Below are 22,671 nucleotides of genomic sequence, written 5' to 3'. Positions count from 1 at the left end.
TCAGGTGCGGGGCTTGATGAGCCTATCCAGCCCCACCACCGCCAGCGCGATCAACACAAACCCCAACAGAATCCCCCCGGCATTCACAAACACCTGTGGATAACCCAGGGTGCTCACATCAATGAACGGGTACTGATACTGCCCGAGCAAGTCCCCACGCAGCAGCGCGTAGGCGAAGTACACCAACGGGTAGATCACCCAGGCGCCGATGTGCCTGAAGCGCAAATGGCCCTTGGGCACACACCGCCACCAGTAGATCAAAAACAGCACCGGCATCACGTCATGCAGCAATTCATCAGCAATGAATTGAAAGCCTGAAGGGCTCCACAAATGCCGTAGCAGCAGGTTGTAGGCCAGGCTGACCACAACGATGCTCACAGCAATGCCACTGCTGACCCTTGGCGCGAGAAAAAACTGCTTCGCCGCTGAGTCGCGATTCACCCAGGCATAGCTCAACACCACCACCGCCAGGGTGTTGGTGAGCACGGTGAAGAAACTGAAAAAGTTGATCAGCCCGCCGAGCAGGCTGGCGCCAGACGTCCAGCGCGAATAGAAAATCAGGTATTGCTGAATCGCCAACCCTGCCCAGCCGGCCAATGCCGCTGCCGCCACGAACCGCTTCATGGGATCAATCCAACGGGCGTTTGGTGCGCATCAGCTTCACGTACAACCCTTCGACTTTCTCCCGAGCCCATGGGGTTTTGCGCAGGAACGTAAGGCTCGATTTGATGCTCGGGTCGCTCTTGAAGCAGCGGATATCAATGCGCTCGGCCAGGCCTTCCCATTCGTAGTGTTCCACCAGCGTGGTGAGGACGTGTTGCAGGGTCACGCCGTGGAGGGGGTCGTTGCTTGTCGCGGTCATGCCAGGCCTATGAAAAAGGGTCACGAAGGTGCACACCTTATCACCCGCCTGCCCGGTTATAAAAAGTTCCCGTTCCCAGCGAAAAAGAGATGTTATATTGTAACGATAAATATCAAATCTTTTCCCCGTTTTGCCAAGGAATGTCCGATGTCCCTCTCTTCTCTGTGGCGCTTGTCCCCGCTCGCTGCCGCCCTGCTGATCTGCTCCGAAGCCCAGGCCCTTGAACTGCAACCCCAAGTCATCACCGGCAACCCGCTGGGCAGCGAACAACTCGCCTCGCCCACCACCGTGCTCGAAGGCGATGACCTGACCCTGCAACAAAAAGGCAGCCTCGGCGAAACCCTCAACAAGCAGCCAGGCGTGTCGTCGTCGTACTTCGGCCCAGGTGCCAGCCGACCGATCATTCGCGGCCAGGATGGCGACCGCATTCGCATCCTGCGCAATGGCGTCGGTGCGCTGGATGCGTCGTCGCTGTCCTACGACCATGCGGTGCCGCTGGACCCGGTCAACGTCGACCGCATCGAAATCGTGCGCGGCCCCGCGGCCCTGTTGTACGGCGGCAGCGCCATCGGTGGGGTGGTCAACACCTTCGACAACCGCATCCCGACCGAGGCCATCGAAGGCATCCACGGTGCCGGTGAGTTGCGCTACGGCGGCGCCGACACCACCCGCAGCAGCGCCGGCAGACTGGAAGCCGGTAACGGCACGTTCGCCTTGCACCTGGATGCCAATGCGCGGGAATTCAACGACCTTAAGATCCCTGGCCAGGCCCGCAGCCGACACGCCCCGGCAACCGACGACGCGCCCGGGAAAAATGGCCGCCTGGGCAACAGTGATGGGCGCCAGGACGGCGGCGCCGTGGGCGGTTCCTACACCTGGGACGACGGGTATGCCGGGCTGTCCTACAGCAACTACGACGCCAACTACGGCTCTCCCGCCGAGCAGGATGTACGCATCCGCATGCAGCAGGATCACTACGCTTTCGCGTCGGAGATCCGCAACCTGCAAGGCCCGTTTACCTCGCTGAAACTCGACGCGGGCTATACCGACTACGAGCACCGCGAAATCGAAGGCGGCGAAACCGGCACGATCTTCAAAAACAAAGGTTATGAAGCGCGGGTTGAAGCGCGCCACCAGCCGATCGGCCCGTTCGACGGCGTGGTCGGCGCGCAAGTGACCCGCAACGAGTTCTCGGCCCTCGGCGAAGAAGCCTTCGTGCCGCAGACCGATACCAACGCCGGCGCACTGTTTATCCTTGAAGAAATGCAGGCCACCGAGCGCCTGAAACTCAGCCTCGGCGGGCGCCTGGAACACACCAGCGTCGACCCGGATGCCAAGGGCAATGCGCGTTTCGCCAATGCCGACCGGTCCAACACCTTCACCGCCGGCAGCCTGTCATCGGGCGCCGTGTACACCCTCACGCCAATTTGGTCCCTGGCCGCGACCTTGGGCTACACCGAGCGCGCGCCGACCTTCTACGAGCTGTATGCCAACGGCGCCCACGTCGCCACCGGCACTTACGAATTGGGCGATGCCAACCTGAAAAAAGAAAAAGCCGTGTCCAGCGACCTGGCACTGCGCTTTGACACCGGCACCCACAAGGGCAGCTTCGGCGTGTTCTACAGCCGCTTCTCCAATTACATCGGCTTGCTGGGCACCGGTCGCACATTGAACGATGAAGGTGAAGAGGACGCAGCCGGTATCCCTGAGTACGAATACTCCGGCGTGCGTGCACGTTTCGCCGGCTTCGAAGCCCAGGATCACTGGAAGCTTGGCGAAGGCGCCTACGGCAAATTCGCCTTGGAACTGTCGGGCGACTACACCCGCGCCACCAACCTCGATACCGGCGAAGCCCTGCCGCGCATTGCACCGTTACGCTTGAACAGCGGCTTGCTGTGGGAACTCGACCGCTGGCAGGCGCGCATCGACGTGGAACATGCCGCCGGCCAAGGCCGTGTCCCGGATAACGAGAGCGGCACCGATGGCTATACCACCCTGGGCGCGAGCGCGGGTTATCGCTTCAACATGGGGGGCAGCCAGTGGCTGGCGTTTGTGAACGGTGAAAACCTGACCAACCAGACGGTGCGCTATGCCAGCTCGATCCTGCGCGATATCGCGCCGGCACCGGGCAGAAGCGTGCAGTTCGGTCTCCGTACAACGTTCTAAGGTGTACGCCTGACTACTTGCAGTGAGCGGGGTTGCCCCGCGCGAGGCAAGCTCGCTCACTACAAAAACCCTGCCCTGCCCCTCTTTTTGCAGCGACATTTAGTCACTGTTACCAAATCGGAAATGATGCATCTTGCGATTTGCGCTTTCTCTCGGCGCCCACTGCCTTTATCCTTCCCGGCAATAACCTGAAACGTTTCACTCCCCGGTCGACCCCATCTTGCTGACATTTCCCGCCTGCAAAGACAGCGCTGTCTTACCCCCCTCTGCGCCTGGGGATAAATCGCCCGCCTATGGATAACCCCGTTTATCCCCGGAAAAACCGAATTAACGCTGAACCAAGCCCGTGCCGAATCGTCATCTACAGTGAAGACACACGGGGATACATAATTCCAACGTAACGGAGAAACACAACTATGAGCACTGACGGTGCCTCAAGCCCAAGTCGCCTGCTGCCCAGGCTGCTAGGCGTCTTGCTGCTGATCATGGGCCTGGCCTTGTTGGCCGGGGGTATCAAGCTGAGCATGCTCGGTGGGTCGCTGTACTACCTGCTGGCCGGTATCGGCATCACCTTGACCGGCGTCCTGCTGCTGGCCACCCGCCGCGCCGCGTTGGGCCTGTACGCACTGGTGCTGTTCGCCAGCACCGTGTGGGCCTTGTGGGAAGTCGGCCTGGACTGGTGGCAGTTGGTGCCGCGCCTGGCGCTGCTGTTCGCCCTGGGTATCGTCATGCTGCTCCCGTGGTTTCGCCGTCCGTTGCTGCGTGGCCAGCCTGCCCCGCTGGGCACTGGCGCGTTGAGCGTGGCCGTGGTGCTGGCCGGTGCGGCTGCCGTCGCCAGCCAATTCACCAACCCCGGTGAGATCAAGGGTCAACTGGACCGCGATGCGGTGCCGGGCATGGCCAGTGCTGCGCCGTCCCAGGCCGATGGCGACTGGAACTCCTACGGCCGTTCGGCCTACGGTGATCGCTACTCGCCGCTGGCAAAGATCACTCCGGAAAACGCTCACAAACTGGTACCTGCGTGGACCTTCCGCACCGGTGACATCCCTGGCCCGAATGATCCAGGCGAGACCACCGCAGAAAACACCCCGCTGAAAGTCAATGGCATGCTCTACGTGTGCACGCCGCACAGCCAGGTGATTGCACTCGACCCGGACACCGGCAAGGAAATCTGGCGCTTCGATCCGAAGATCAGCAGCCAGGGTGCCGAGAACTTCAAGGGTTGGGCGCACATGACCTGCCGTGGCGTGTCGTATCACGATGACGCCGCCTACGCTTCCGAGCAGAGCCCGACCGGCAGCGCCAGCCCCGCCGCTGCACCGAATGCCTGCCCGAAACGTATTTTCGTACCGACTGCCGACACCCGTCTGATCGCCCTCAACGCCGACACCGGCAAGATGTGCGAAGACTTCGGCGACAAAGGCCAGGTCGACCTGCGTGCCAACATCGGTAGCTTCGCCCCAGGCGGTTACTACTCCACGTCGCCACCGGCCGTGACCAAGAACCTGGTGGTGATCGGCGGCCACGTCACCGATAACGTTTCCACCGACGAGCCAAGCGGCGTGATCCGCGCGTTCGACGTGCACACCGGCAAGCTGGTGTGGAACTGGGACAGCGGCAACCCGGACGACACCACGCCGTTGGCCGAGGGCAAGACCTACACCCGCAACTCGCCGAACATGTGGTCCATGTTCGCCGTGGATGAAAAACTCGGCATGCTGTACCTGCCGATGGGCAACCAGATGCCCGACCAATACGGCGGCGACCGTACCGAAGACTCGGAAAAATACAGCGCCGGCCTGACCGCCCTGGACATCGACAGCGGCCACGTGAAGTGGACCTTCCAGTTCACCCACCACGACCTGTGGGACATGGACGTGGGCGGCCAGCCTTCGCTCATCGACATCAAGACCGCTGAAGGCGTGAAGCAAGCGGTGATGGCGTCGACCAAGCAAGGCAGCATCTACGTGCTGGACCGCGCCACCGGCCAACCGGTTGTGCCGATCCACGAAGTGGCGGTACCGCAAGGTGCGGTCGCGGGCGACCACACGTCGCCGACCCAACCCAAGTCCGACCTGAACTTCATGCCGCCGCCGCTCAAAGAGCGCGATATGTGGGGCGTGACGCCGTTCGACCAGATGCTGTGCCGGATTGATTTCAAATCCATGCGCTACGACGGTGCTTTCACCCCGCCATCGCTGCAAGGCTCGATCGTTTACCCAGGTAACTTCGGCGTGTTCGACTGGGGTGGCATTTCCGTCGACCCGGTTCGCCAGATTGCCTTCGTGAACCCAAGCTACATGGCATTCAAATCGAAACTGATCCCGGCCGCCGAGATCGCCAAGCAAGGTCCACGCGTCAGCGAAACCGAAGGCGTGCAGCCGAACAAAGGCGCGCCGTACGGCGTGATCCTCGAAGCCATGCTGTCGCCAATGGGCCTGCCGTGCCAGGCACCGGCGTGGGGCTATGTGGCGGCGGTCGACCTGACCACCCACAAGACCCTCTGGATGCACAAGAACGGCACCGTGCGTGACAGCTCGCCGGTTCCAATCCCGCTGACCATGGGCGTACCTAGCCTGGGCGGCACCTTCACCACCGCCGGTGGCGTGTCGTTCCTCAGCGGTACCCTCGACCAGTACCTGCGTGCCTACGACGTCAAAAACGGCAAGCAACTGTGGGAAGGCCGCCTGCCTGCAGGCGCGCAAACCACACCGATGACCTACACCGGCAAGGACGGCAAGCAGTACGTGCTGGTCATGGCCGGCGGTCATGGCTCCCTGGGTACCAAGCAGGGTGACTATGTGATGGCGTTCAAACTGCCGGATTAAGCGACACCGACAACAAGACTGTGGGAGGGGACAAGCCCTAATGCCAGTCAGTTGAAGGTGAGCACCGTACCTGTGGCGAGGGAGCTTGCTCCCGCTGGGTCGCGAAGCGGCCCCAGCTCTTTGTTTCAAAAGACTGGGACTGCTGCGCAATCCAGCGGGAGCAAGCTCCCTCGCCACGGGTTACTTTTCGCTCTTGCTGCTTCTTAACTGGCTGGCATTAGGACAAGCCCCCTCCCACAGTTGCGATCAGTGTTCGATCACTTCCCCGCGCATCACCGCCAGCCGCGCAATCAGGCGATTCTGTACCGGCACTGCAATCCCCTCGCTGTCCATCGCCTTGATCAAGTCTTCCACCAACGCATTGAAATCACTGCGGCTCACGTTCTGGCCCTTGTGGCTCTCGGCCATGCTGTCGCCGGTGTAGGTGCACGGCCCACCCGCCTCCATACAAAATTGTTCGATCAGCTTGTTGCGCAGGCGCTGGATATCAATGCGCCGGAAGCGCTCGACGATGCGTTCATCGCGCGCGATGTTGAGCAACATGCCTTCGACGATACGCGTGATACCCGGCAGGGCGCCGAGGTCGCGATAGAGGCTGTCATCCTTCGGCGGCTGCTGGGCGCAGGCACTGAGCAACAGCGCGAGGAATAGCGGTAACACGCGCATCAGAAACTCCCTTGCACCGACAGGTAGGTGCCATTCTGGTTATCCAGCGTGGCGATTTCGCCAAGGCGTGCGTAGGCCAATACAAACGACACATGCTTGTTGGGGAAATAGCCGACGAACACGTCCGCCCAGTCACTTTCGCCGGCAAACGACAGGTTGTCGGGCTTCTCGCGGTACTCCACGCCCACGGCCCACCGCGGGTTGAGCAGCAGCGCCAGCGAGCCCTCCTTGAGCAGGCTGCGGCTGTCGCGGCGGTCACCGCCAAAGCCAAGCAAGCCGGTTTCATTGGCCCGGCTGTAGCGCAGGCTGCCGTTGACCAGCACGTTGTAACCAAACGCGGCGCCCATGAACAAACGGCTGGCGGCCAGATAGCCCTCGACGTCGCTGTCGCGCTTGGCGCCCACCAGGCTGGGGATATCGAAGTGGGTCTGGTGCTTGTATTCCAGCCCCAGCGAAACCTGGGGCAACGCGTCGTAGATCACGTCGCCGAACAGCCGTACCTTGAGCCCCAGCACGTCCTGCCCGAGGTTGTCTTCGGGCAGGTTGAGCCTGTGCACCAGTGTGCCGAGGTCGAAGCGCTGGCGGGCGAAAGACAGCTCGACACGGTTGTCATAGGCCAGCGCCAGACCGGCCACGTCCAAGCGATAATCCGGAAGGTTGACCGTGGTGGCGAATGCCGTGGCGCCCCACTCGTGCTGTTCGCCATACCCGGCCAGCACGGCCCACGGTGTGATACCACCCCCCGCCGCGCCTTCAATGCTGCTGGCGCCGCCGGTCGCGATCAGCCGGCCATTATCGGCCAGCGCCGTTTGTAGGGTCAGCGCGCAAAGGCAACCCATCAGAAAAGAAACACGCACCGTCATGCCACTCAATGAACCCGGGAAGTTTGCGCACTGAGGGGCAAGGCCACCCAGGCTTCGAAGGCGTCGGCACTCAAGGGCCGGCTGATCAGGTAACCCTGTGCCGTGTCGCACTGCCAGCGCTCCAGCAGGCGCAGGCTGTGGGCGTATTCAACGCCTTCGGCGACGACTTTGAGGCCCAGGTTGTGACTCATCTCGATGGTGGAGCGCACGATCACCGCGTCTTCGCTGGTTTCATCGAGGTTGCGCACAAAAGATTGGTCAATCTTCAACTCTTGCACCGGCAGGCGCTTGAGGTGCGCCAATGACGAATAGCCGGTGCCAAAGTCATCCACCGACAGGCCAATGCCGCAGTCGCGCAGCAGGTTGAGCACCTTGAGGGCTTTTTCCGGCTCGCGCATCACCGCGCTTTCGGTGATTTCGAACAGCAGTTGTTCCGCCGGCAAACCATAGCGCCGCAGCAATGCCGAGACCCGATGGGCCAGTTCATCGCCAAGCAGGTCGTCCGCCGAGATGTTCAGCGACAACTGCAGAGACAGGCCGCGCCGGTTCCACTCGCACAACTGGCGGATGCCCTCCTCGATCACCCACTGGGTCAGCAACGTGATGCTGCCGGAGCGCTCGGCCAAGGGGATGAATTCCGCCGGCGAGACCATGCCGAATTGCGGGTGCTGCCAGCGCAACAGCGCTTCAGCCTGGCGCACATGGCCTTGGCGGATGTCCAGCTTGGGTTGGTAGTGCAACAGCAGTTGGCCCAGGTTGGGGGCGTGGCGCAGGTCGCGGATCAGGGTGATCTGGCGGCGGTGCACCAGGTCGCGCCCCTGCTCGTAGACCTGCAAGCGGCCGGGCATTTGTGCGGCGTCCTTCATGGCAATCGCCGCCCGCTCCAGCAAAGTAATGGGGCTTGCGCCATCGGCCGGGTACGCCGCGATGCCAAGGCGGCAGTCCAAGGCCAGATCATGGCCATTGATGCGCTGGGGACGCAGCAACAGTTGTTGCAGTTTGTCGGCCATGCCCACAGCTTCGTCGCTGCCCGCGCCTTCGAGCAGCAGCAGGAATTCATCGGCGATCAGGTGCGCCAGGGTATCGCCGGGGCGCAACGCCGCTTGCAGGCGCTGGCTCACCGTCAAGAGTAATTGGTCTACGGCTTGCGGCCCGATGGCTTCGCTGGCGACGCGCAGGTTGTCGATCCCCAGGTAGATCAACGCCATCGGCCGCTGCAGCGCAATTGCACTGCCCAGGCGCTCCATGGCCAGCGCACGGTTCGGCAGGCCGGTGAGGCGATCATGCAGGGCGTTATGCGCCAGCTGTTGTTCGCGCTCGGCAATGCCACTCTGCATGGCGTTGACCGCAAGGGCCAGGCGCCCCAGTTCATCACTGCGCGCCAGCACGACCGGGGTCTGGTAGTCGCCACTGCCGATACGCTCGGCCGCCAGCGCCAGCGCCTGCACCGGGCGCGATACCGTGCGAGCCAGCAGCAACGCACCGATCAGCGAAGCGATCAGCGCGACCAGGGCAATGCCGAGGATCTTTTCATCCAGCGGTCCAAACGCCTGCATCGCCGCGTCCAGCGGGCTTTGCAGCAGGGCCAGGACTTTACCGTTTTCATCACTGGCCAGGACCAGCGACTGGTTGAGGAAACGGTGCTCAAGGTGATCGGTGGTGGACACGCCACGGCGCGTCGAATCGCCCTGCATCAGCGCGCTGATACTCGCGCGCAGTACCTGCGGCTGGGTGCTGACCAGCTCGCCAGGACGGCCACGATCAATCGCCAGAAATGAGACTTCCAGGTTGCTCAACGAACGCAACTCATCGGCGAACGCACCGTCCATGCTGAACCCCATCACCACCCGTGCAATCGGCAACGGTGCCAACACCGAAGCCTCCACCAACAGGTGCGGTTCGCCTTGCAACGGCACGATCAGCGTCGCCTGGCGATTGCGCCGAGCTTCCCGCAGGGCCTGGTCGTAGCGAAAGGTCGAGCCTTCGGGGACTTCCTCCACGGTGCTGGCCAGGACGTTGCCGTCCATGCCCAGCAGGATCATGTCATTGGCGTTGATACGCTTACCGTGGTTGAGCAGCACCGAACGCATCGTCGCTGAATCGCCACTGGCGACAGCGTCGCGAAAGCCGAAGTCGGCCGCCAACAACTGCACGCCATCGGCCAGGCGTCGGCCGCGCGCGTCGAGCAAGCGTTCGAACACCCGCGTCCCCACGTCCAACTGCGCCAGGGCCTGACCGCGTACCGCCGAGCGGGTCGCGGCCTTGACGCTGAAATACAACGCGCCGATCACCACCAGCGACAGCAGGATCAGCACACTGGCGACCCGCGCCTGGAAACTATTGCGCAGTTTCATGGGTGGCTCGATTGAAGGCATCGCCAAAGGCGCTGGGTGCCGGCGGCAATTCCGCAGGCGCAGGTTCCAGGCTCAACACAACGCGGTGGCTGAGGCCGGCCGCGGGGATGTGCAAGGTGCCGCCATCCAGCGGCTGCATACCCGCCAGTTGCGGATGCCATAGGGTGAGGTGGTAGTCGCCGGCCGGCAGTTGTTCCAGGTGCACCCGGCCCTGGGCATTGCTGACGCCGAAGCGAGGGTCGTCGGTCACGTAGATATAGCCCAGCATCCAGTCATGAATGTTGCAGCCCAGCACCACCACACCGGGTTTATCGAACAGCAGTGGGTCGGTAGGCGTGCCTTCGTAAAGACGCAGCTCAAAGCGCTTGGCAGCGGAGAACGAATAGACCTGATGACGAATATTGTCGCTATTGGGGAAGCGCACCTGCGTGCCGGTATGCACCGCCAGCACATGGGGCGCGAAGCGTTGACCGCGCTGGTCCATATCGGCCTTGAGCACACCCTGCGGTGCATCGGCCGGGCCTCGGAGGGTCACCACGGCATCGGCGACCGGGCGGCCGTCGGCCTGGTAAGCCGCCACCTCGAGCGTCGCCGCCGACGCGGGGCCGGCCGCGGCCAGCAACAGCGCCGCACGGGATAACAGGTGGAAAATCCGAGCCATGGTCGATCCGCAGAAAATGGGCTAAAAGAGCGGCCAGCCTTGGCACAGAAGCGTTGCACTGCGGGCATGATGACGCAAATAAGGCCAATTGCCATCATTCAGCTTGCAGGAACACATGACCGCTGGTCGGCGAAAACCTATGCAATCGGTCAAGCTCTGTAGAGGTTATCGACCCTGCTCTAAAAATCTGTAGTCGACGGGAATGACTATTTAGATGGGCGCCCGCTCGCGGCGCATCCAACGCTCGAACGCCATCGCGTTCAATGGCCGGCTGATGAGGTAGCCCTGTGCGGTGTCGCAATTCCATAGCTTGAGCAGCTTGAGGCTGGGCTCGAACTCCACACCTTCGGCCACCACCTTGAGCCCAAGGTTGTGGCTCATTTCGATGGTCGAGCGCACGATCACTCCGTCGCCACTGGTGCTGTTGAGGTTGCGCACGAAGGACTGGTCGATTTTCAACTCTTGCACCGGCAAACGCTGCAATTGCGCGAGCGACGAATAGCCGGTGCCGAAGTCATCCACCGACAGGCTGATGCCACAGCCGCGCAGTTGCTCCAACACGCTGAGCGCCTGTTGCGGGTTGTGCATGATCGCGCTTTCGGTGATCTCGAAGATCAGTTGCTCGGCCCCCACGTGGTACTGCATCAACAAGGCAGTGACGCGGATCGCCAGCTCATCATCGGCCAGATCATCCACCGAAATATTCACCGAGAGCTGGATCAGCATGCCGCGCTGCGCCCACTCGGCGATCTGGCGGATAGCTTCTTCAATCACCCACAGGGTCAGGCTGCTCATGCTGCCGGTGCGTTCGGCCAGGGGGATGAATTCGTCCGGGGACACCTGGCCCAGGGCCGGATGCTGCCAGCGCAACAAGGCTTCGGCCTGGCGCACATGCCCGTGCTTGAGGTCGAGTTTGGGCTGGTAGCACAGGAACAACTCCCCCTCGATGACCGCACGCCGCAGGTCACGGATAAGCGTGATCTGGCGCTGATGGGCCAAGTCGCGGTCCTGCTGGTAGATCTGCAAATGCCCCGGCAGGCTCGCGGCGTCATGCCGGGCGATGGCGGCGCGGCTGATCAACTCTTCCACGTGCTGGCCATCGGCTGGGTAGGCGGCGATGCCGATGCTCACTTCGTGGCGCAGCTCGTCGTTGCCGATACGCTGGGGTTCGGTGAGCAGTGTGTAGAGGCGGTCGGCACGGGCCACGGCGCGGTCGACCTCGGTGTTTTCCAGCAACAGCAGGAACTCGCTGCCGGCAATACGTGCCGCCGTGTCACTGGCCAACAGGCTCATGGACAGGCAGCGGCTGGCTTCGCGCAGCATTTCTTCCACGCCCTGGGGGCCGAAACCTTCGTTGATCACCCGGTAGTTTTCGATCCCCAGGTACAGCAACACCACCGGCCGACGCGCACTGATCGCGCTGCCCAGTCGCTCCATGGCCAGGGCGCGATTGGGCAGGCCGGTGAGCGGGTCGTGCAGCGCGTTGTGCGCCAATTGCCGCTCGCGCGTGGCGATGCCGCTTTGCATGGCATTGAAGGCACGGGCCAACAGCCCGAACTCATCGTGGCTGCGCACCCGCACCGGGGTGCGATAGTCACCGGCGCCAATCCGCCCGGCCGCCTGCACCAGGGCATTGAGCGGGCGCGACACCCGTCGCGCCAAAAACAACGCCCCGGCCAACGACACCAGCAGCACCGCGAGGGCGATTCCAAGGAACTGCCGGTCCAGCGGCGCGAAGGACTCCAAGGCATGGTCGAGCGGGCTTTGCAGCAACACGCGCACTTCGTTGCCATCGCCGGTGTTGGCCAGCGGCAACACTTGGCTGAGCACGCGCCGGCCATAAAACAGGTGGATCTTCGGTTCAGGGCTGATGTGCCCCTCGCGCAGCAGGCTAAGGGTGGTGGCGTGGTAAGCGTCCGGCTGCGTACTGAACAGCGGTCCGGGCTTGCCGTTTTGCACGCTGAGGAACGACACCTCCAGGTTGCTCATGGAGCGCAGTTCGTTAGCGAACAGTGTGTCCATGGGAAAGCCCATGACGATGCGGGCGACGGGCAGTGGGTCGAGCACTTCATCCTGCACCAGCAAATAAGGCCGGCTATCCATCGCCACAATCAGCATCTGCAGCCCCGTGCGCCGCGCGTGGCGCAGGGCGTCGTCATAGGGGAAAAACTGCCCACGCGTGAGGATCGGCAAGGTGCTGACCATGACCTTGCCGTCCAGGCCCAATACAAACACTTCGCTGGAGCGGATACCGGTGCCGTGGCGACGCAGGGCGGCGAGAATCGGCACGGTCTTGCCTTCGGCCACAGCCCGTTTGAAGGGGAGATCAGCGGTCAGCCAGTCCAGGCCGTTTTGCAGGCGATGCCCACGCAGGTCGAGCAGGCGCTCGAACACTTGGCTGCCGGTTTTCAATTGGACTCGCGCCTGGTTTTCCACGGCGCGGGAGGTCGCGGTCTTTACGGCAAAGTAGGTAGCGGCAACGACGACCAGCAGCAATAGCGCGAGCACCCCCGCGATACGGGTTTGGAACGTGTGGCGCCACCTCATTGCAGTGCCCTCTGGCAGCGTTCGCCTCTCTCTGCCACGGCGTCCCTTTGTCATGTGCGTCCCTTGCGACCGCTGACCTGGCGTCAAAAAAACATCTATTTTGTTTGAGTGTTGGGTGTGAGGAGATTAGCTGGGAGTTGGGGTAAGTGCACCCAATAAAACCGGGGATATTAGTGCCGGTTTATTGGCGACAGAGGGTTGGCTGATTTTTTGGGGGGGTTGAGACTCACTTCTGGAAGATCCCAAAAGTAAGCACCTGATACATGGAGATCAAACTGTGGGAGGGGGCTTGCCCCCGATAGCAGTGGGGCAGTTGCAGATGTATTAGCTGACACACCGCAATCGGGAGCAAGCCCCCTCCCACATTTAACCGAGATCGACAGTAAGAAACCGGCCGGCTACCAGGCCGCCGTGCTCTTGCTTTTGATCTAGATCTTGATCTGAGGCGCCCCGTCAAGCACGCTGGCCGAACGCAGGCTTTGGAGCGTGGCTAACCCGGCAGGACGCCGGGTTAGCCGTTACCGCAGCAACGGATAGGTACCCGGTCAACCACCCCGAGCCCGCATAAAATCCCCCCACCGCCGCACCAAATAATTATGCTCATCCATCACCGAATTCCACACCGCAATATGCCCCATCCGCTGCTCATAAGACCCGCCATCACGCATTTCACCGATATCAATCAACGGCAACCCATCACTCCCCAGCAATTCCTCCCGCGCCGGCTTACCCGCATACCAGTAATCCCACTCCGCACTGCTCAGGTGATCACGACTGCGCGCCGGGTTGCCGATGTAATACCCCTGCCGCGCCATCACCGCCCCGGGCCACCCGGACAGCCACCAATTCAGATACGCATACGCCGCATCCAGCACCGGCCCCTTGGCATGCCGCGACAATGACACGCCACCAAACCACGCCCGATACCCTTCGCTCGGCACCGCCAGGCGGTATTTCACCCCAGCGCGATGCAGGCGCATCAAGGTCGGTGACCACAGGCTCTGGATATCGATACTCGGGCTGAGCATCAGTTGCGCGGCCTCTTCATCATCGGACCAGAACGCCGCGAAGTGTCCTTCTTTCTGTTTGCGCACGAGGATGTCGGCAAGCACGTCGATCTCTTCGATGCTCATATTGCCGATGTCCTTGAACGTCGCCAGCCCTGCGCCCTGCACCGCCAGCGCGGCATCCAGGGCGCCGATGGCGGCGTCGCTTTGCAAGGCCGTACGCGCACGCCACGCGGGGTCGAGGAGCCAGCCCCAGCTTTCGTTGCCGTGGCAAAAACCTTCGGGCAGCCGCTCGGGGCGGTAGGCGAAGCTGTCGGCGTTGTGGGTCAGCGGCAGCATGCTGATGCGCTCGGTGACAGTGCTGCCGAGGCTGCCGTCGTGCTGCACGAACAGGCGCTCGCTCGGCACACTGCCGCTGCCCAGGCGGTCATTGGGGGATAGGCGCCCGCGCTTGGGCAGGTCATTGATCTCGTGCCACAGCGCAATGCGCCGGGTGTCGATGGGCTGGATCGCCCGGGCCGGCCACACGAAGTCGACGTTGTGGAACCACTGGTCGTACAGGTCATAGCTCTCGGGCTGCATCACCGCGATACGCTGGGCCTGTTCGACGTCATGCACCTGGTACACCAGGCGAATGCCCAGTTCCTGTTCGGCGCGTACACGCAGGCATTCGAGCAAGGTGACGGAGGTGCCGAGGACGCGAAGGGTGATCATGCCGCGAACCGCCGCGAGAACGCCTCGAACGAGCGCCGCAGCAGCGCGGGGTCGAGGCCGCGCAGGATAAACACCAGCCGCGATTGGCGGTCACTGCCCGGCCACGCAGGCAAATGGACCGGCGCATGCAGGCAATGCTGCACGCCATGAATGACGATGGGGGCGTTACTGGCGTTCACGTTGAGCAGCCCTTTGACACGGAGGATTCGTTCGCCGTGGCATCTTAACAGCATCGACAACCAGACCCCGAACCCCACCCAATCCAGCGGCTGGTCGAAGGTCAGGCTGCACACTTGTGCGCTACCGTGGATAGCTGTGGTGGTCCGATGCAGCTGCCAGCGACTGACTTCCACCGCCGGTTCGGCGCTGCGCAGGCCCTCACCCAGCAACAGTTGATCGCCGCTGTGGATGTCGTGGGTATTCAGGATCGGCGTACCCGCATTCAGCGCCTGCAAGTGCGCGCGCAGTGCCGCGCAGTCGCCCGCAAGATCGGTCTTGCTCAGCAGCAAGCGGTCCGCCGCGGCCACCTGGGCCAGCCATTCCGGGTGCAGGCGTTCTTGCAGGGTGGCGTGGCTGGCGTCGACCAGGGTGATCACCAGGCCGATATGGAAACGCCCGCGCAGTTGCACATCGTTGTTCAAGGTGGCGAGGATCGGCGCCGGGTCGGCCAGGCCAGTGGTCTCCAGGATCACCCGTTTAAAGGCCGGGATTTCACCGCGCTCGCGGCGCTGCAACAGGCCGAGCAGCGCGTCTTTCAACTCGCCACGGATCGAGCAGCACACGCAGCCGCTGGGCAGCAGTACAGTGTCCGGCGCCACTTCTTCCACCAGCAGGTGGTCGATGCCGACATCGCCGAATTCATTGATCAGCAGCGCGGTGTCGCCCAGGCTTTCGCCCTGCAGCAGGCGCTTGAGCAAGGTGGTCTTGCCGCTGCCGAGGAAGCCGGTGATGACATTAAGGGCAATGCTCATAGTCGTTTCCAAACCGTCCATTGTGGCGAGGGAGCTTGCTCCCGTTGGGCTGCGCAGCAGCCCCCAGAAAACCGGAGCGCTTCGCGCTCCAACGGGAGCAAGCTCCCTCGCCACAGAGGGCGGGTTCAGCGTTCAAGATGGTCGAGCAGTATCGGATCGAGAGGATCCAACGGGCGGCCGAGCAGGGTCTCGGCGGCCTGCCAGAGTTGATCCAGGCCATGGGCAAGTGCCTGTTTACCGGTGGCGCCCAACAGCAGGTAGGACGCGCCCTGGAAGTCTTCGACCTTGAGCCGGAACACCGCCAGCACTTGGTTGATCGCCGCAATCCGGCGCAGGCGTTCGCGGCGTCGGGGCAGTTCGTCGCCCAGGGGGTCGCTCCAGTGCAGGTCTTCGCCGAGCAATCCGCAGAGTCCGCACATCGCTACACCTCCGTCATGGCATGACGTCGCCGGAGTTCGGGCCAAGGGTCTGGCCGACAAACAGGTTGCCCCCCGGCTCGCTGGCCAGCAGCACTGCAACCGGTGCCACTTCGTCCGCCAAGCCAAAGCGGCCCAAGGGCAGCTCCTTGGCCTTGGCGCGCTTCCAGTCTTCGCTGATGCCACCCACCAACGGCGTCTCGATCGGGCCGGGGGCGATGGCGTTGACCAGCACGTTGTCCTTGGCCACTTCCAGGGCCAGGGACTTGGTAAAGCCGATCACACCGGCCTTGGCGGCGGCGTAGTGCGTCAGTTCGGCGCCGCCCTTGATCCCCAGTTGCGAGGCCACGTTGATGATCCGCCCCCAGCGCTGCGCGAGCATGTGCGGCAAGGCGCGCTGGCTGGCGACGAAGACGCTGGTGAGGTCGACGCGCAGCATGTCGTTCCACATGTCGATGGACAGGTCGACGCAGCGCGCCTGGGTGAGCATGCCCGCGTTGTTGACCAGGATATCGATACCGCCGAACTGTTCGACGCAACGGTCGACACTGGCCTGGGCGCCTTCGACGGTGCCCACGTCGGCCAGGCATTCGAACACCTCGGCGCCGAGGTTGCGGCAGGTGATCGCGGTTTCGGCGAGGCTGGCGGCGTTGCGGTCGGCCAGCACCAGGCGCGCGCCTTCAGCGGCGTAGGCACGGGCGATGGCGGCACCGATGCCGCTGCCGGCGCCGGTGATGACGGCGCGGCGATGGGTGAGTTGGGGCATATCAATTCTCCAGAGACAAACACAATTCCAATGTGGGAGGGGGCTTGCCCCCGATGGCGGTGTGTCAGTTAGGGCACCTGTGACTGACACACTGCCATCGGGCAAGCCCCCTCCCACATTTGGATCGGGTACATCAGTCAGGCCAGCGCACGGTCAGGCCACCGTCAATAACGATGCTCTGCCCGGTCAAATAGCTCGACGCCTCACTGGTCAAGAACTGCACCAGCGATGCCACTTCATCCGCCCGCCCTACCCGGCCCAACGGAATCGCCCGCGCCGCCTTCGCCAAGCCTTCCGGCCCCAGCGAATTCTTCGCATCCAGCGACTGCGGCGTCTCGATCAACCCGGGGATCACCGCATTGCAACGGATACCCAGCGGTGCCAATTCCACCGCCAGCGACCGGCACAACCCCGGCACACCGGCCTTGGCCGCCGCGTAATGGCTGTGTTCCTGCCAACCGTACACGCCACCGGCAATCGATGAAATCGCCACCAACGCGCCGCCCGCATGCATATGCCGGGTCGCCGCGCGGAAGGTGCGCATCACCCCCGTGAGGTCGACATTGAGCATCTCGTCCCACAGCGCGTCGGTCATCTCCAGCAACGGTGCGCGACGCAGCAAACCCGCGTTGGCCACGGCGTAATCCAGTCGCCCAAAATGCTGTATGGCTTGCTCGGCCAGCGCATCCACCGAGGCGGTATTGCCCACGTCCAACGGCAGCATCAGGCATTCGCCGCCGGCGGCTTCCACCAGGCTGACGGTGGTCTGCGGGTCATGGGGATCAGCCGGGTAATACCCGCCCACCACCGCCACGCGGTTGCGGGCATAGGCCACGGCGAGGGCTTGGCCGATGCCGCTGGCGGCGCCGGTAATCAAGGCAACTTTACGACTCATCGATCACTCCTTACTGAACGGTTTCCGGACGCACATGGCGTGCGGCAAACATCAGCGCGCCGGACAAAAAGCACGGCAGTGCGCCGAACCACAGCGCGGCGGTCTGCCAGTCGCTGCCGGCGGACAACACTTGAGTGGCACCAAAGCCTGCGACCACCGCCCCAATCGGGCCCATGGCATGGATGATGGCGCCGCCCGTGGCGCGGATGCTGGTGGGAAAACTTTCGCTGATAAAGAACAACGCCGCCGAGTACGGCCCGATCAGGAAGAACAGGCCCAGGCTGTACAGCCCGACCACCATCGGCATATTGCTCGGGCCAAACAGCATCCCGGCGAACGCCAGGCCGCCGAGCATCCAACCCAGGCCGATCACGTTGCGGCGGCCGATCTTGTCGCCCATCCAGCCGTGGCTGAGGTAACCGCAGTAGCCCACCAGGTTCGACAGCACGAGGATGATCAGCGAATTTTCGAACGAGATGTGATGCACGCTGACGATCACCGAAGTCCCCAGCACGCTGAACACCTGGATCGCCGCCCAGTTGAGCAACAGTGCCGCGCCGATCACCAACGTGGCGCGCCGCGCCGGGCCACGGAAGGCCGCCTTGAGGCCGGCCTTGCTGTGTTCGTCGTAGTCCACGCCGTAGGTCACCGCGACGTTCTGCGCTTCCTTCACCGCACCGCTTTTACGCAGCTGGCTGATGCGCTGGTGGATCTGGAACTGCGGGCTCTCTTTGAGCTTGCGCGCCATGATCGCGATGACCACGGCCGGGATCGCGGCGAAGATGAAGCACCCCTGCCAGCCGATGATCGGCAGCAACAGCGCGGTCAACCCGGCGGCGATCAACGCGCCGACCGGCCAGCCGCCCTGCACCAGGCTGTAGATAAAGCCACGGCGCTTGGTCAAGCGCGGGTCTTCCGAGGCGCCATACAGCTCGCTCAGGTAGGTGGCGTTAACGGTTTCCTCGGCATAGCCCAGGCCACCCAACGACCGAATCAGAATCAGCGGCGACTTGCCCCACGCGCCACCGATCGCGGTCAGCGCCGAACACAGCGCAGAACCGGCCACGGTGAAGATAATGCCTTTGCGTCGTCCCAACTTATCGACGACGGGGCCAATGGCAAAGGCGACCACCGCCGTGCCCACCGCCACCCAGGTCGCGATTTCAGCTTGCTCCACTTCACCCCAGCCAAAGTGCCGGCCGATTTCCGGCAGCAAGGTGCCGAAGAGGATGAAGTCATACACCGCAAACACCCAGGCGAAAAACGCGATCCAGGTGGCGAAACGCACCTCCTTGGAAGTCAGTTGCCGGGGTTTCCAGCCAGTCAGGTCAAGCTTGTTGTAGATGGACATGGGTCGCGCCTCAGGGGTGGGGGGCAAAGGTTCAGGTACGCGGTTGACGGCGGATAAAGTCGTCGGCGATTTCGTCGAACGTGACAAAGCGCACGCCGGCATGGCTCTGGATGTGTTCGATCAGGCGCTCCAGCATCAGCAGCACTTGCGGGCGGCCGGACACATCGGGATGGATAGTCATGGTGAACACCGCATGTTCGTGTTCGCGGTAGACCCAGTCGAACTGGTCGCGCCACATTTCTTCGAGGTGACGCGGGTTGACGAAGCCGTGGCTGTTGGGGGCTTTCTTGATGAACATCATTGGCGGCAGGTCGTCGAGGTACCAGTTGGCCGGGATCTCCACCAGGTCGGTTTCTTCGCCGCGCACCAAGGGTTTCATCCAGGTGTCGGGGTGCTGGCTGTAGTCGATCTTGGTCCAGCTGTCGCCCTTGCGCACGTAGTAGGGGTGGAAGTCGTTGTGCATCAGGCTGTGGTCGTACTTGATGCCTTTTTTCAGCAGCAGCTCGTTGGTGACCTTGCTGAATTCCCACCACGGCGCGACGTAGCCGGTGGGGCGTTTGCCGGTGACTTGGGTAATCAGTTCGATGGATTTATCGAGGACGATTTCTTCCTGCTCGGCGGTCATCGCGATGGGGTTTTCATGGCTGTAGCCATGCACGCCGATCTCATGACCGGCATCGGCCACGGCCTTCATCTGCTCGGGGAAGGTTTCCATCGAGTGGCCGGGGATAAACCACGTGGTACGCAGGCCGTAGCGTTCGAACAATTTGAGCAGGCGCGGCGCACCGATCTCACCGGCGAACAGGCCACGGGAAATGTCGTCGGGCGAATCTTCGCCGCCGTAGGAACCGAGCCAGCCGGCGACGGCGTCAACGTCGACGCCAAATGCACAGAGGATGTCTTTAGCCATGGTGTGTCTCCTTAAACGTTAAGTACGGTTTCGACGGACAACGCCGCGCGCAGCAGGCGTGCGTCTTCTCCCGTCGGGGCGCTGAGCAGCAGCCCGGTGGGCAGGCCCTGGGCATCGCGGCCGCTGGGCAGGTTTACGCCAGGCATGTCGAGCAAACTGCCGGGCATGGTCAGGCGCAGGGTGGCGAGGTTGGTGCTGACAAACAGGTCGTCGTCGGCCTCAAGAGGCGCCAACGCCGGTGCAACGTGGGCAACGGTGGGGGTGATGAGGATGGCGCCGTCGAGGTCTTCAACCAGGTGGTGTTGCAGGCGGCGGCGTGCTTCGGTCAGGTGGATAAGCTGGCTGGCCGGCAGTGAACGCGCGGCTTCGAGGCGGCGACGCACGCGGGGGTCGAGTTGTTCGGCGTCGGGGCTGTCGAGCAACGCTTCGTGCAGGGCGAAGGCTTCAAAAGCACCGAGCCAGCCGTGGTGTTTGATCAGGTCCAGGGTTGCCTGGAAGGTCGGGCATTCGCGTTCTTCGATCAACGCACCCTGGGCCTTGAGTTGCTCCACGGCGCGCAACAGGTTGTTGCGCACAGCGGGTTCGACGTCCTGTTGCGCCAGCACAAAGCGCTGGCCCTTGAGGCTGCGGGCGCTGTGGGTTTGGCTACGACCGTGCAGCAGATCGTCGATGGCCAGCGCATCGCGCACGCTGCGGGTCAGCGGGCCGAGGCTGTCAAGGGTATGGGCCAGGGGGAAGACACCGTCGCGGCTATAGCGTCGGCTGCTGCTGCGGTAACCCACCAGGCCGTTGAACGCCGACGGGATACGGATGGAACCGGCCGTGTCGGTGCCCATGGCGATCGGCACAATTGCGGCGGCGACGGCCACTGCCGAGCCGGACGACGAGCCACCGGGAATGCGCGGTTGGTCGGTGCCATGAGGGTTGTGCGGCGTGCCGAAATGCGGGTTCAGACCCAGGCCGGAATAGGCCAGTTCACTGAGGTTGGTCTTGCCGACACTGACCATCCCGGCGCGGCACAGCAGGCCGACGATGGGGGCATCAAGCAACGCGGCGGACGCGTTTCGACGGTAGGCGGCGCCCGCCGTGGTGATACTGCCGGCCACATCGAACAAGTCCTTCCAGGCCAGCGGCACGCCATCGAACATGCTCAATGGCTGGCCGGCGCGCCAACGGGCGGCGGAGGCCTCGGCTTCACGGCGGGCACGTTCGGCAGTCAGGCTGATAAAAACGGCCGGCGCTTGGCTGGCCTTTTCGAGTGCCTGTTCGAGGGCTTGCACCGGGTCGCTGCGACCGCTGGCAAAATCCTCGGCCATTGAAGTGGCGTCTGACATCAGGATGACCCTCACAAAACGTACATATTAATAAAATGTACATTTTACAAAGGCAGCTTTCGTGCCAGTCTTCGTCAGGCCGTAGGGGCGCGATGCGTGAATTTTGCCCAGAACTACGGGATAGATGGTTTTAGACGGTGGAATAAAATCTTGCCAGGGCGCGGGAAAGCGCCTTCAATGAAATAATGTATCTTTTATTAATAAGTACATTTTGGTGCAGAAAAGTAACAGTCCCACCTTTCGGGCCCCAAAAAAGTGCCACCGACGTGGCGCAGAGTGACAGGCGCAAGGTATGAGAGAATCCCCGGCCACCGTCCTACAGCCTCTAGAGAAAGCGATGAAAGCAGTGTCCGCCTCGGCCTCCCGTTACGCGATGATTCACCAGGTGTTGCGTGACGCGATCGTCAACGGTACCGCGCGTCACGGCCTGGTGTTGCTGGAAGCGCCGCTGGCCGAATTGTTCGGCACCAGTCGCGTACCGGTGCGCAAGGCGCTGGACCTGCTGCATGAAGAAGGCCTGATCTGCCGCTTCAACGGCCGGGGTTACCTGATCAACCCCGAAGGCTTGGCCATGGAGCCACTGCGCTTACCCTTGAGCCATGCGCATCTGGGGCTTAACGGAGAAGATGAGCTGGTGGACACGCGGCCGCTGGGCGAGCGCATCGTTGAGGAAATCGGCGCGGCGCTGTCCACCTGCATTGCCTTCGGCCACTACCGACTCGACGAGCAAGCCGCTGCCGACCACTACGGCGTCAGCCGCGCGGTGGTGCGCGAAGCGCTGATGCGCCTGCGCGATCGTGGCCTGGTCGAAAAGGAGCCCTACTCCCAATGGCTGGCGGGGCCTTTGACGGCGCGGGAAGTCACCGAAGACTACGAACTGCGTGCCTGCCTGGAGCCTGAAGCCCTGCGCCAGAGCGCGCCCCACCTCGACCGCGAGCTGCTTGAAGCGATGTTGCAGCGCGTGCTGGAAGCGCAAGACAGCCCCCAATGCAGCCTGGAAGCCATTGAGCAGATTGAAGAGGACTTGCACCAACGCTGCCTGGCCGGCCTGCAAAACCGCAAGATCGCCGCCCTGATCCGCCAGGGCCAGAGCCCGATGATCATCAGCCGGATTTTCTACCGTTTGCTGGGGATCGGCGCCGATCCCGCCATGCTGGCCGAACATCGTTTGATTCTGGAGTTGCTGCTGCACGGCGCGTTTGATGCAGCGGCGCTGAACCTGCGTGAGCATTTACAGCGGGCACGGCAACGTATGTTGCAGCGTTTGAAGGTGCTCTCAGTGTTACCGGAGCAGCCCTTGCCCGCCTACCTGCACAAAATCAGCTGACGCCACGCGATAAAAAATGTGGGAGGGGGCTTG

Annotated in this window: 18 protein-coding genes; 3 read left to right on the top strand and 15 right to left on the bottom strand. The window is 62.9% G+C overall.

The features are described from left to right. Complete coding sequence (locus tag QCBJ_RS22780) at nucleotides 1–624, bottom strand: Pr6Pr family membrane protein (RefSeq protein ID WP_012722428.1); 624 nt, start codon at nucleotides 622–624, stop codon at nucleotides 1–3. Nucleotides 625–628: 4 nt separating this feature from the next. Continuing rightward, nucleotides 629–862, bottom strand: coding sequence for a VF530 family DNA-binding protein (locus tag QCBJ_RS22775; RefSeq protein WP_012722427.1), 234 nt, complete (start codon nucleotides 860–862; stop codon nucleotides 629–631). A gap of 147 nt (nucleotides 863–1,009) precedes the next feature. Here QCBJ_RS22775 and QCBJ_RS22770 point away from each other — a divergent pair, with 147 nt between their 5' ends. Continuing rightward, a complete protein-coding gene (locus tag QCBJ_RS22770; RefSeq protein WP_012722426.1) occupies nucleotides 1,010–3,028 on the top strand; it encodes a TonB-dependent receptor in 2,019 nt (672 codons plus the stop codon). 416 nt (nucleotides 3,029–3,444) lie between these two features. After that, nucleotides 3,445–5,856: a glucose/quinate/shikimate family membrane-bound PQQ-dependent dehydrogenase gene (locus tag QCBJ_RS22765; RefSeq protein WP_102061644.1), complete on the top strand. Its 2,412-nt coding sequence runs from the start codon at nucleotides 3,445–3,447 to the stop codon at nucleotides 5,854–5,856. Nucleotides 5,857–6,102: 246 nt separating this feature from the next. On the opposite strand, the gene QCBJ_RS22760 is transcribed toward QCBJ_RS22765, so the two are convergent. From QCBJ_RS22760 to QCBJ_RS22700, 13 genes are all read right to left on the bottom strand, one after another. Next, entirely contained in the window at nucleotides 6,103–6,522 is a 420-nt protein-coding gene (locus QCBJ_RS22760; RefSeq protein ID WP_046034410.1) for a group 1 truncated hemoglobin, read from the bottom strand. Next, nucleotides 6,522–7,385 carry a DUF3034 family protein gene (locus QCBJ_RS22755; RefSeq protein ID WP_043204846.1) on the bottom strand — a complete coding sequence of 288 codons (864 nt, stop codon included), beginning with the start codon at nucleotides 7,383–7,385 and terminating at the stop codon, nucleotides 6,522–6,524. Before QCBJ_RS22755 ends, QCBJ_RS22760 begins: the two co-directional genes overlap by 1 nt. Nucleotides 7,386–7,390: 5 nt before the next feature. After that, nucleotides 7,391–9,739, bottom strand: a complete 2,349-nt coding sequence (locus QCBJ_RS22750; protein ID WP_046034409.1) for a bifunctional diguanylate cyclase/phosphodiesterase — start codon at nucleotides 9,737–9,739, stop codon at nucleotides 7,391–7,393. Then, nucleotides 9,723–10,400: a methylamine utilization protein gene (locus QCBJ_RS22745; protein ID WP_102061643.1), complete on the bottom strand. Its 678-nt coding sequence runs from the start codon at nucleotides 10,398–10,400 to the stop codon at nucleotides 9,723–9,725. Before QCBJ_RS22745 ends, QCBJ_RS22750 begins: the two co-directional genes overlap by 17 nt. A gap of 210 nt (nucleotides 10,401–10,610) precedes the next feature. Then, nucleotides 10,611–12,947, bottom strand: a complete 2,337-nt coding sequence (locus QCBJ_RS22740) for a bifunctional diguanylate cyclase/phosphodiesterase (protein WP_102061642.1) — start codon at nucleotides 12,945–12,947, stop codon at nucleotides 10,611–10,613. Nucleotides 12,948–13,492: 545 nt separating this feature from the next. Continuing rightward, on the bottom strand, nucleotides 13,493–14,668 hold the full coding sequence (locus tag QCBJ_RS22735; protein ID WP_012722419.1) for a PotD/PotF family extracellular solute-binding protein: 1,176 nt from the start codon (nucleotides 14,666–14,668) through the stop codon (nucleotides 13,493–13,495). Then, nucleotides 14,665–15,639 (bottom strand): GTP-binding protein, encoded by a 975-nt coding sequence (locus QCBJ_RS22730; protein ID WP_043204844.1) that lies wholly within the window; start codon nucleotides 15,637–15,639, stop codon nucleotides 14,665–14,667. Before QCBJ_RS22730 ends, QCBJ_RS22735 begins: the two co-directional genes overlap by 4 nt. A 125-nt stretch (nucleotides 15,640–15,764) precedes the next feature. Further along, nucleotides 15,765–16,058: a hypothetical protein gene (locus QCBJ_RS22725; RefSeq protein ID WP_043204842.1), complete on the bottom strand. Its 294-nt coding sequence runs from the start codon at nucleotides 16,056–16,058 to the stop codon at nucleotides 15,765–15,767. Nucleotides 16,059–16,071: 13 nt separating this feature from the next. Then, nucleotides 16,072–16,821 (bottom strand): SDR family NAD(P)-dependent oxidoreductase, encoded by a 750-nt coding sequence (locus QCBJ_RS22720; protein ID WP_102061641.1) that lies wholly within the window; start codon nucleotides 16,819–16,821, stop codon nucleotides 16,072–16,074. 133 nt (nucleotides 16,822–16,954) lie between these two features. Next, nucleotides 16,955–17,716 (bottom strand): SDR family NAD(P)-dependent oxidoreductase, encoded by a 762-nt coding sequence (locus tag QCBJ_RS22715; RefSeq protein WP_012722415.1) that lies wholly within the window; start codon nucleotides 17,714–17,716, stop codon nucleotides 16,955–16,957. Nucleotides 17,717–17,726: 10 nt separating this feature from the next. Next, nucleotides 17,727–19,067, bottom strand: a complete 1,341-nt coding sequence (locus QCBJ_RS22710; RefSeq protein ID WP_046034403.1) for an MFS transporter — start codon at nucleotides 19,065–19,067, stop codon at nucleotides 17,727–17,729. A 31-nt stretch (nucleotides 19,068–19,098) separates the two neighbouring features. After that, nucleotides 19,099–19,977, bottom strand: coding sequence for a polysaccharide deacetylase (locus tag QCBJ_RS22705; RefSeq protein WP_003234086.1), 879 nt, complete (start codon nucleotides 19,975–19,977; stop codon nucleotides 19,099–19,101). 11 nt (nucleotides 19,978–19,988) lie between these two features. After that, complete coding sequence (locus tag QCBJ_RS22700) at nucleotides 19,989–21,311, bottom strand: amidase (RefSeq protein ID WP_012722413.1); 1,323 nt, start codon at nucleotides 21,309–21,311, stop codon at nucleotides 19,989–19,991. A 337-nt stretch (nucleotides 21,312–21,648) separates the two neighbouring features. On the opposite strand from QCBJ_RS22700, the gene QCBJ_RS22695 reads away from it, so the two are divergent. Beyond that, on the top strand, nucleotides 21,649–22,638 hold the full coding sequence (locus tag QCBJ_RS22695) for a GntR family transcriptional regulator (protein WP_046034401.1): 990 nt from the start codon (nucleotides 21,649–21,651) through the stop codon (nucleotides 22,636–22,638). The last annotated feature ends 33 nt before the right edge of the window (nucleotides 22,639–22,671 follow it).

Origin of the sequence: Pseudomonas sp. QC2 (genome assembly GCF_002859085.1) — a bacterium.
Classification (GTDB): domain Bacteria; phylum Pseudomonadota; class Gammaproteobacteria; order Pseudomonadales; family Pseudomonadaceae; genus Aquipseudomonas; species Aquipseudomonas petroselini.
Note: the sequence above shows the minus strand (reverse complement) of the source record. Positions and strands in the feature narration are given on the sequence as shown.

What these genes read in the sequence shown, in the direction of transcription:
- QCBJ_RS22715 (WP_012722415.1), bottom strand. Translation starts at nt 17,716, where the DNA reads ATGAGTCGTAAAGTTGCCTTGATTACCGGCGCCGCCAGCGGCATCGGC.
- QCBJ_RS22700 (WP_012722413.1), bottom strand. Translation starts at nt 21,311, where the DNA reads ATGTCAGACGCCACTTCAATGGCCGAGGATTTTGCCAGCGGTCGCAGC.
- QCBJ_RS22710 (WP_046034403.1), bottom strand. Translation starts at nt 19,067, where the DNA reads ATGTCCATCTACAACAAGCTTGACCTGACTGGCTGGAAACCCCGGCAA.
- QCBJ_RS22730 (WP_043204844.1), bottom strand. Translation starts at nt 15,639, where the DNA reads ATGAGCATTGCCCTTAATGTCATCACCGGCTTCCTCGGCAGCGGCAAG.
- QCBJ_RS22740 (WP_102061642.1), bottom strand. Translation starts at nt 12,947, where the DNA reads ATGAGGTGGCGCCACACGTTCCAAACCCGTATCGCGGGGGTGCTCGCG.
- QCBJ_RS22770 (WP_012722426.1), top strand. Translation starts at nt 1,010, where the DNA reads ATGTCCCTCTCTTCTCTGTGGCGCTTGTCCCCGCTCGCTGCCGCCCTG.
- QCBJ_RS22780 (WP_012722428.1), bottom strand. Translation starts at nt 624, where the DNA reads ATGAAGCGGTTCGTGGCGGCAGCGGCATTGGCCGGCTGGGCAGGGTTG.
- QCBJ_RS22750 (WP_046034409.1), bottom strand. Translation starts at nt 9,739, where the DNA reads ATGAAACTGCGCAATAGTTTCCAGGCGCGGGTCGCCAGTGTGCTGATC.
- QCBJ_RS22755 (WP_043204846.1), bottom strand. Translation starts at nt 7,385, where the DNA reads ATGACGGTGCGTGTTTCTTTTCTGATGGGTTGCCTTTGCGCGCTGACC.
- QCBJ_RS22725 (WP_043204842.1), bottom strand. Translation starts at nt 16,058, where the DNA reads ATGTGCGGACTCTGCGGATTGCTCGGCGAAGACCTGCACTGGAGCGAC.
- QCBJ_RS22735 (WP_012722419.1), bottom strand. Translation starts at nt 14,668, where the DNA reads ATGATCACCCTTCGCGTCCTCGGCACCTCCGTCACCTTGCTCGAATGC.
- QCBJ_RS22765 (WP_102061644.1), top strand. Translation starts at nt 3,445, where the DNA reads ATGAGCACTGACGGTGCCTCAAGCCCAAGTCGCCTGCTGCCCAGGCTG.
- QCBJ_RS22745 (WP_102061643.1), bottom strand. Translation starts at nt 10,400, where the DNA reads ATGGCTCGGATTTTCCACCTGTTATCCCGTGCGGCGCTGTTGCTGGCC.
- QCBJ_RS22760 (WP_046034410.1), bottom strand. Translation starts at nt 6,522, where the DNA reads ATGCGCGTGTTACCGCTATTCCTCGCGCTGTTGCTCAGTGCCTGCGCC.
- QCBJ_RS22720 (WP_102061641.1), bottom strand. Translation starts at nt 16,821, where the DNA reads ATGCCCCAACTCACCCATCGCCGCGCCGTCATCACCGGCGCCGGCAGC.
- QCBJ_RS22775 (WP_012722427.1), bottom strand. Translation starts at nt 862, where the DNA reads ATGACCGCGACAAGCAACGACCCCCTCCACGGCGTGACCCTGCAACAC.
- QCBJ_RS22705 (WP_003234086.1), bottom strand. Translation starts at nt 19,977, where the DNA reads ATGGCTAAAGACATCCTCTGTGCATTTGGCGTCGACGTTGACGCCGTC.
- QCBJ_RS22695 (WP_046034401.1), top strand. Translation starts at nt 21,649, where the DNA reads ATGAAAGCAGTGTCCGCCTCGGCCTCCCGTTACGCGATGATTCACCAG.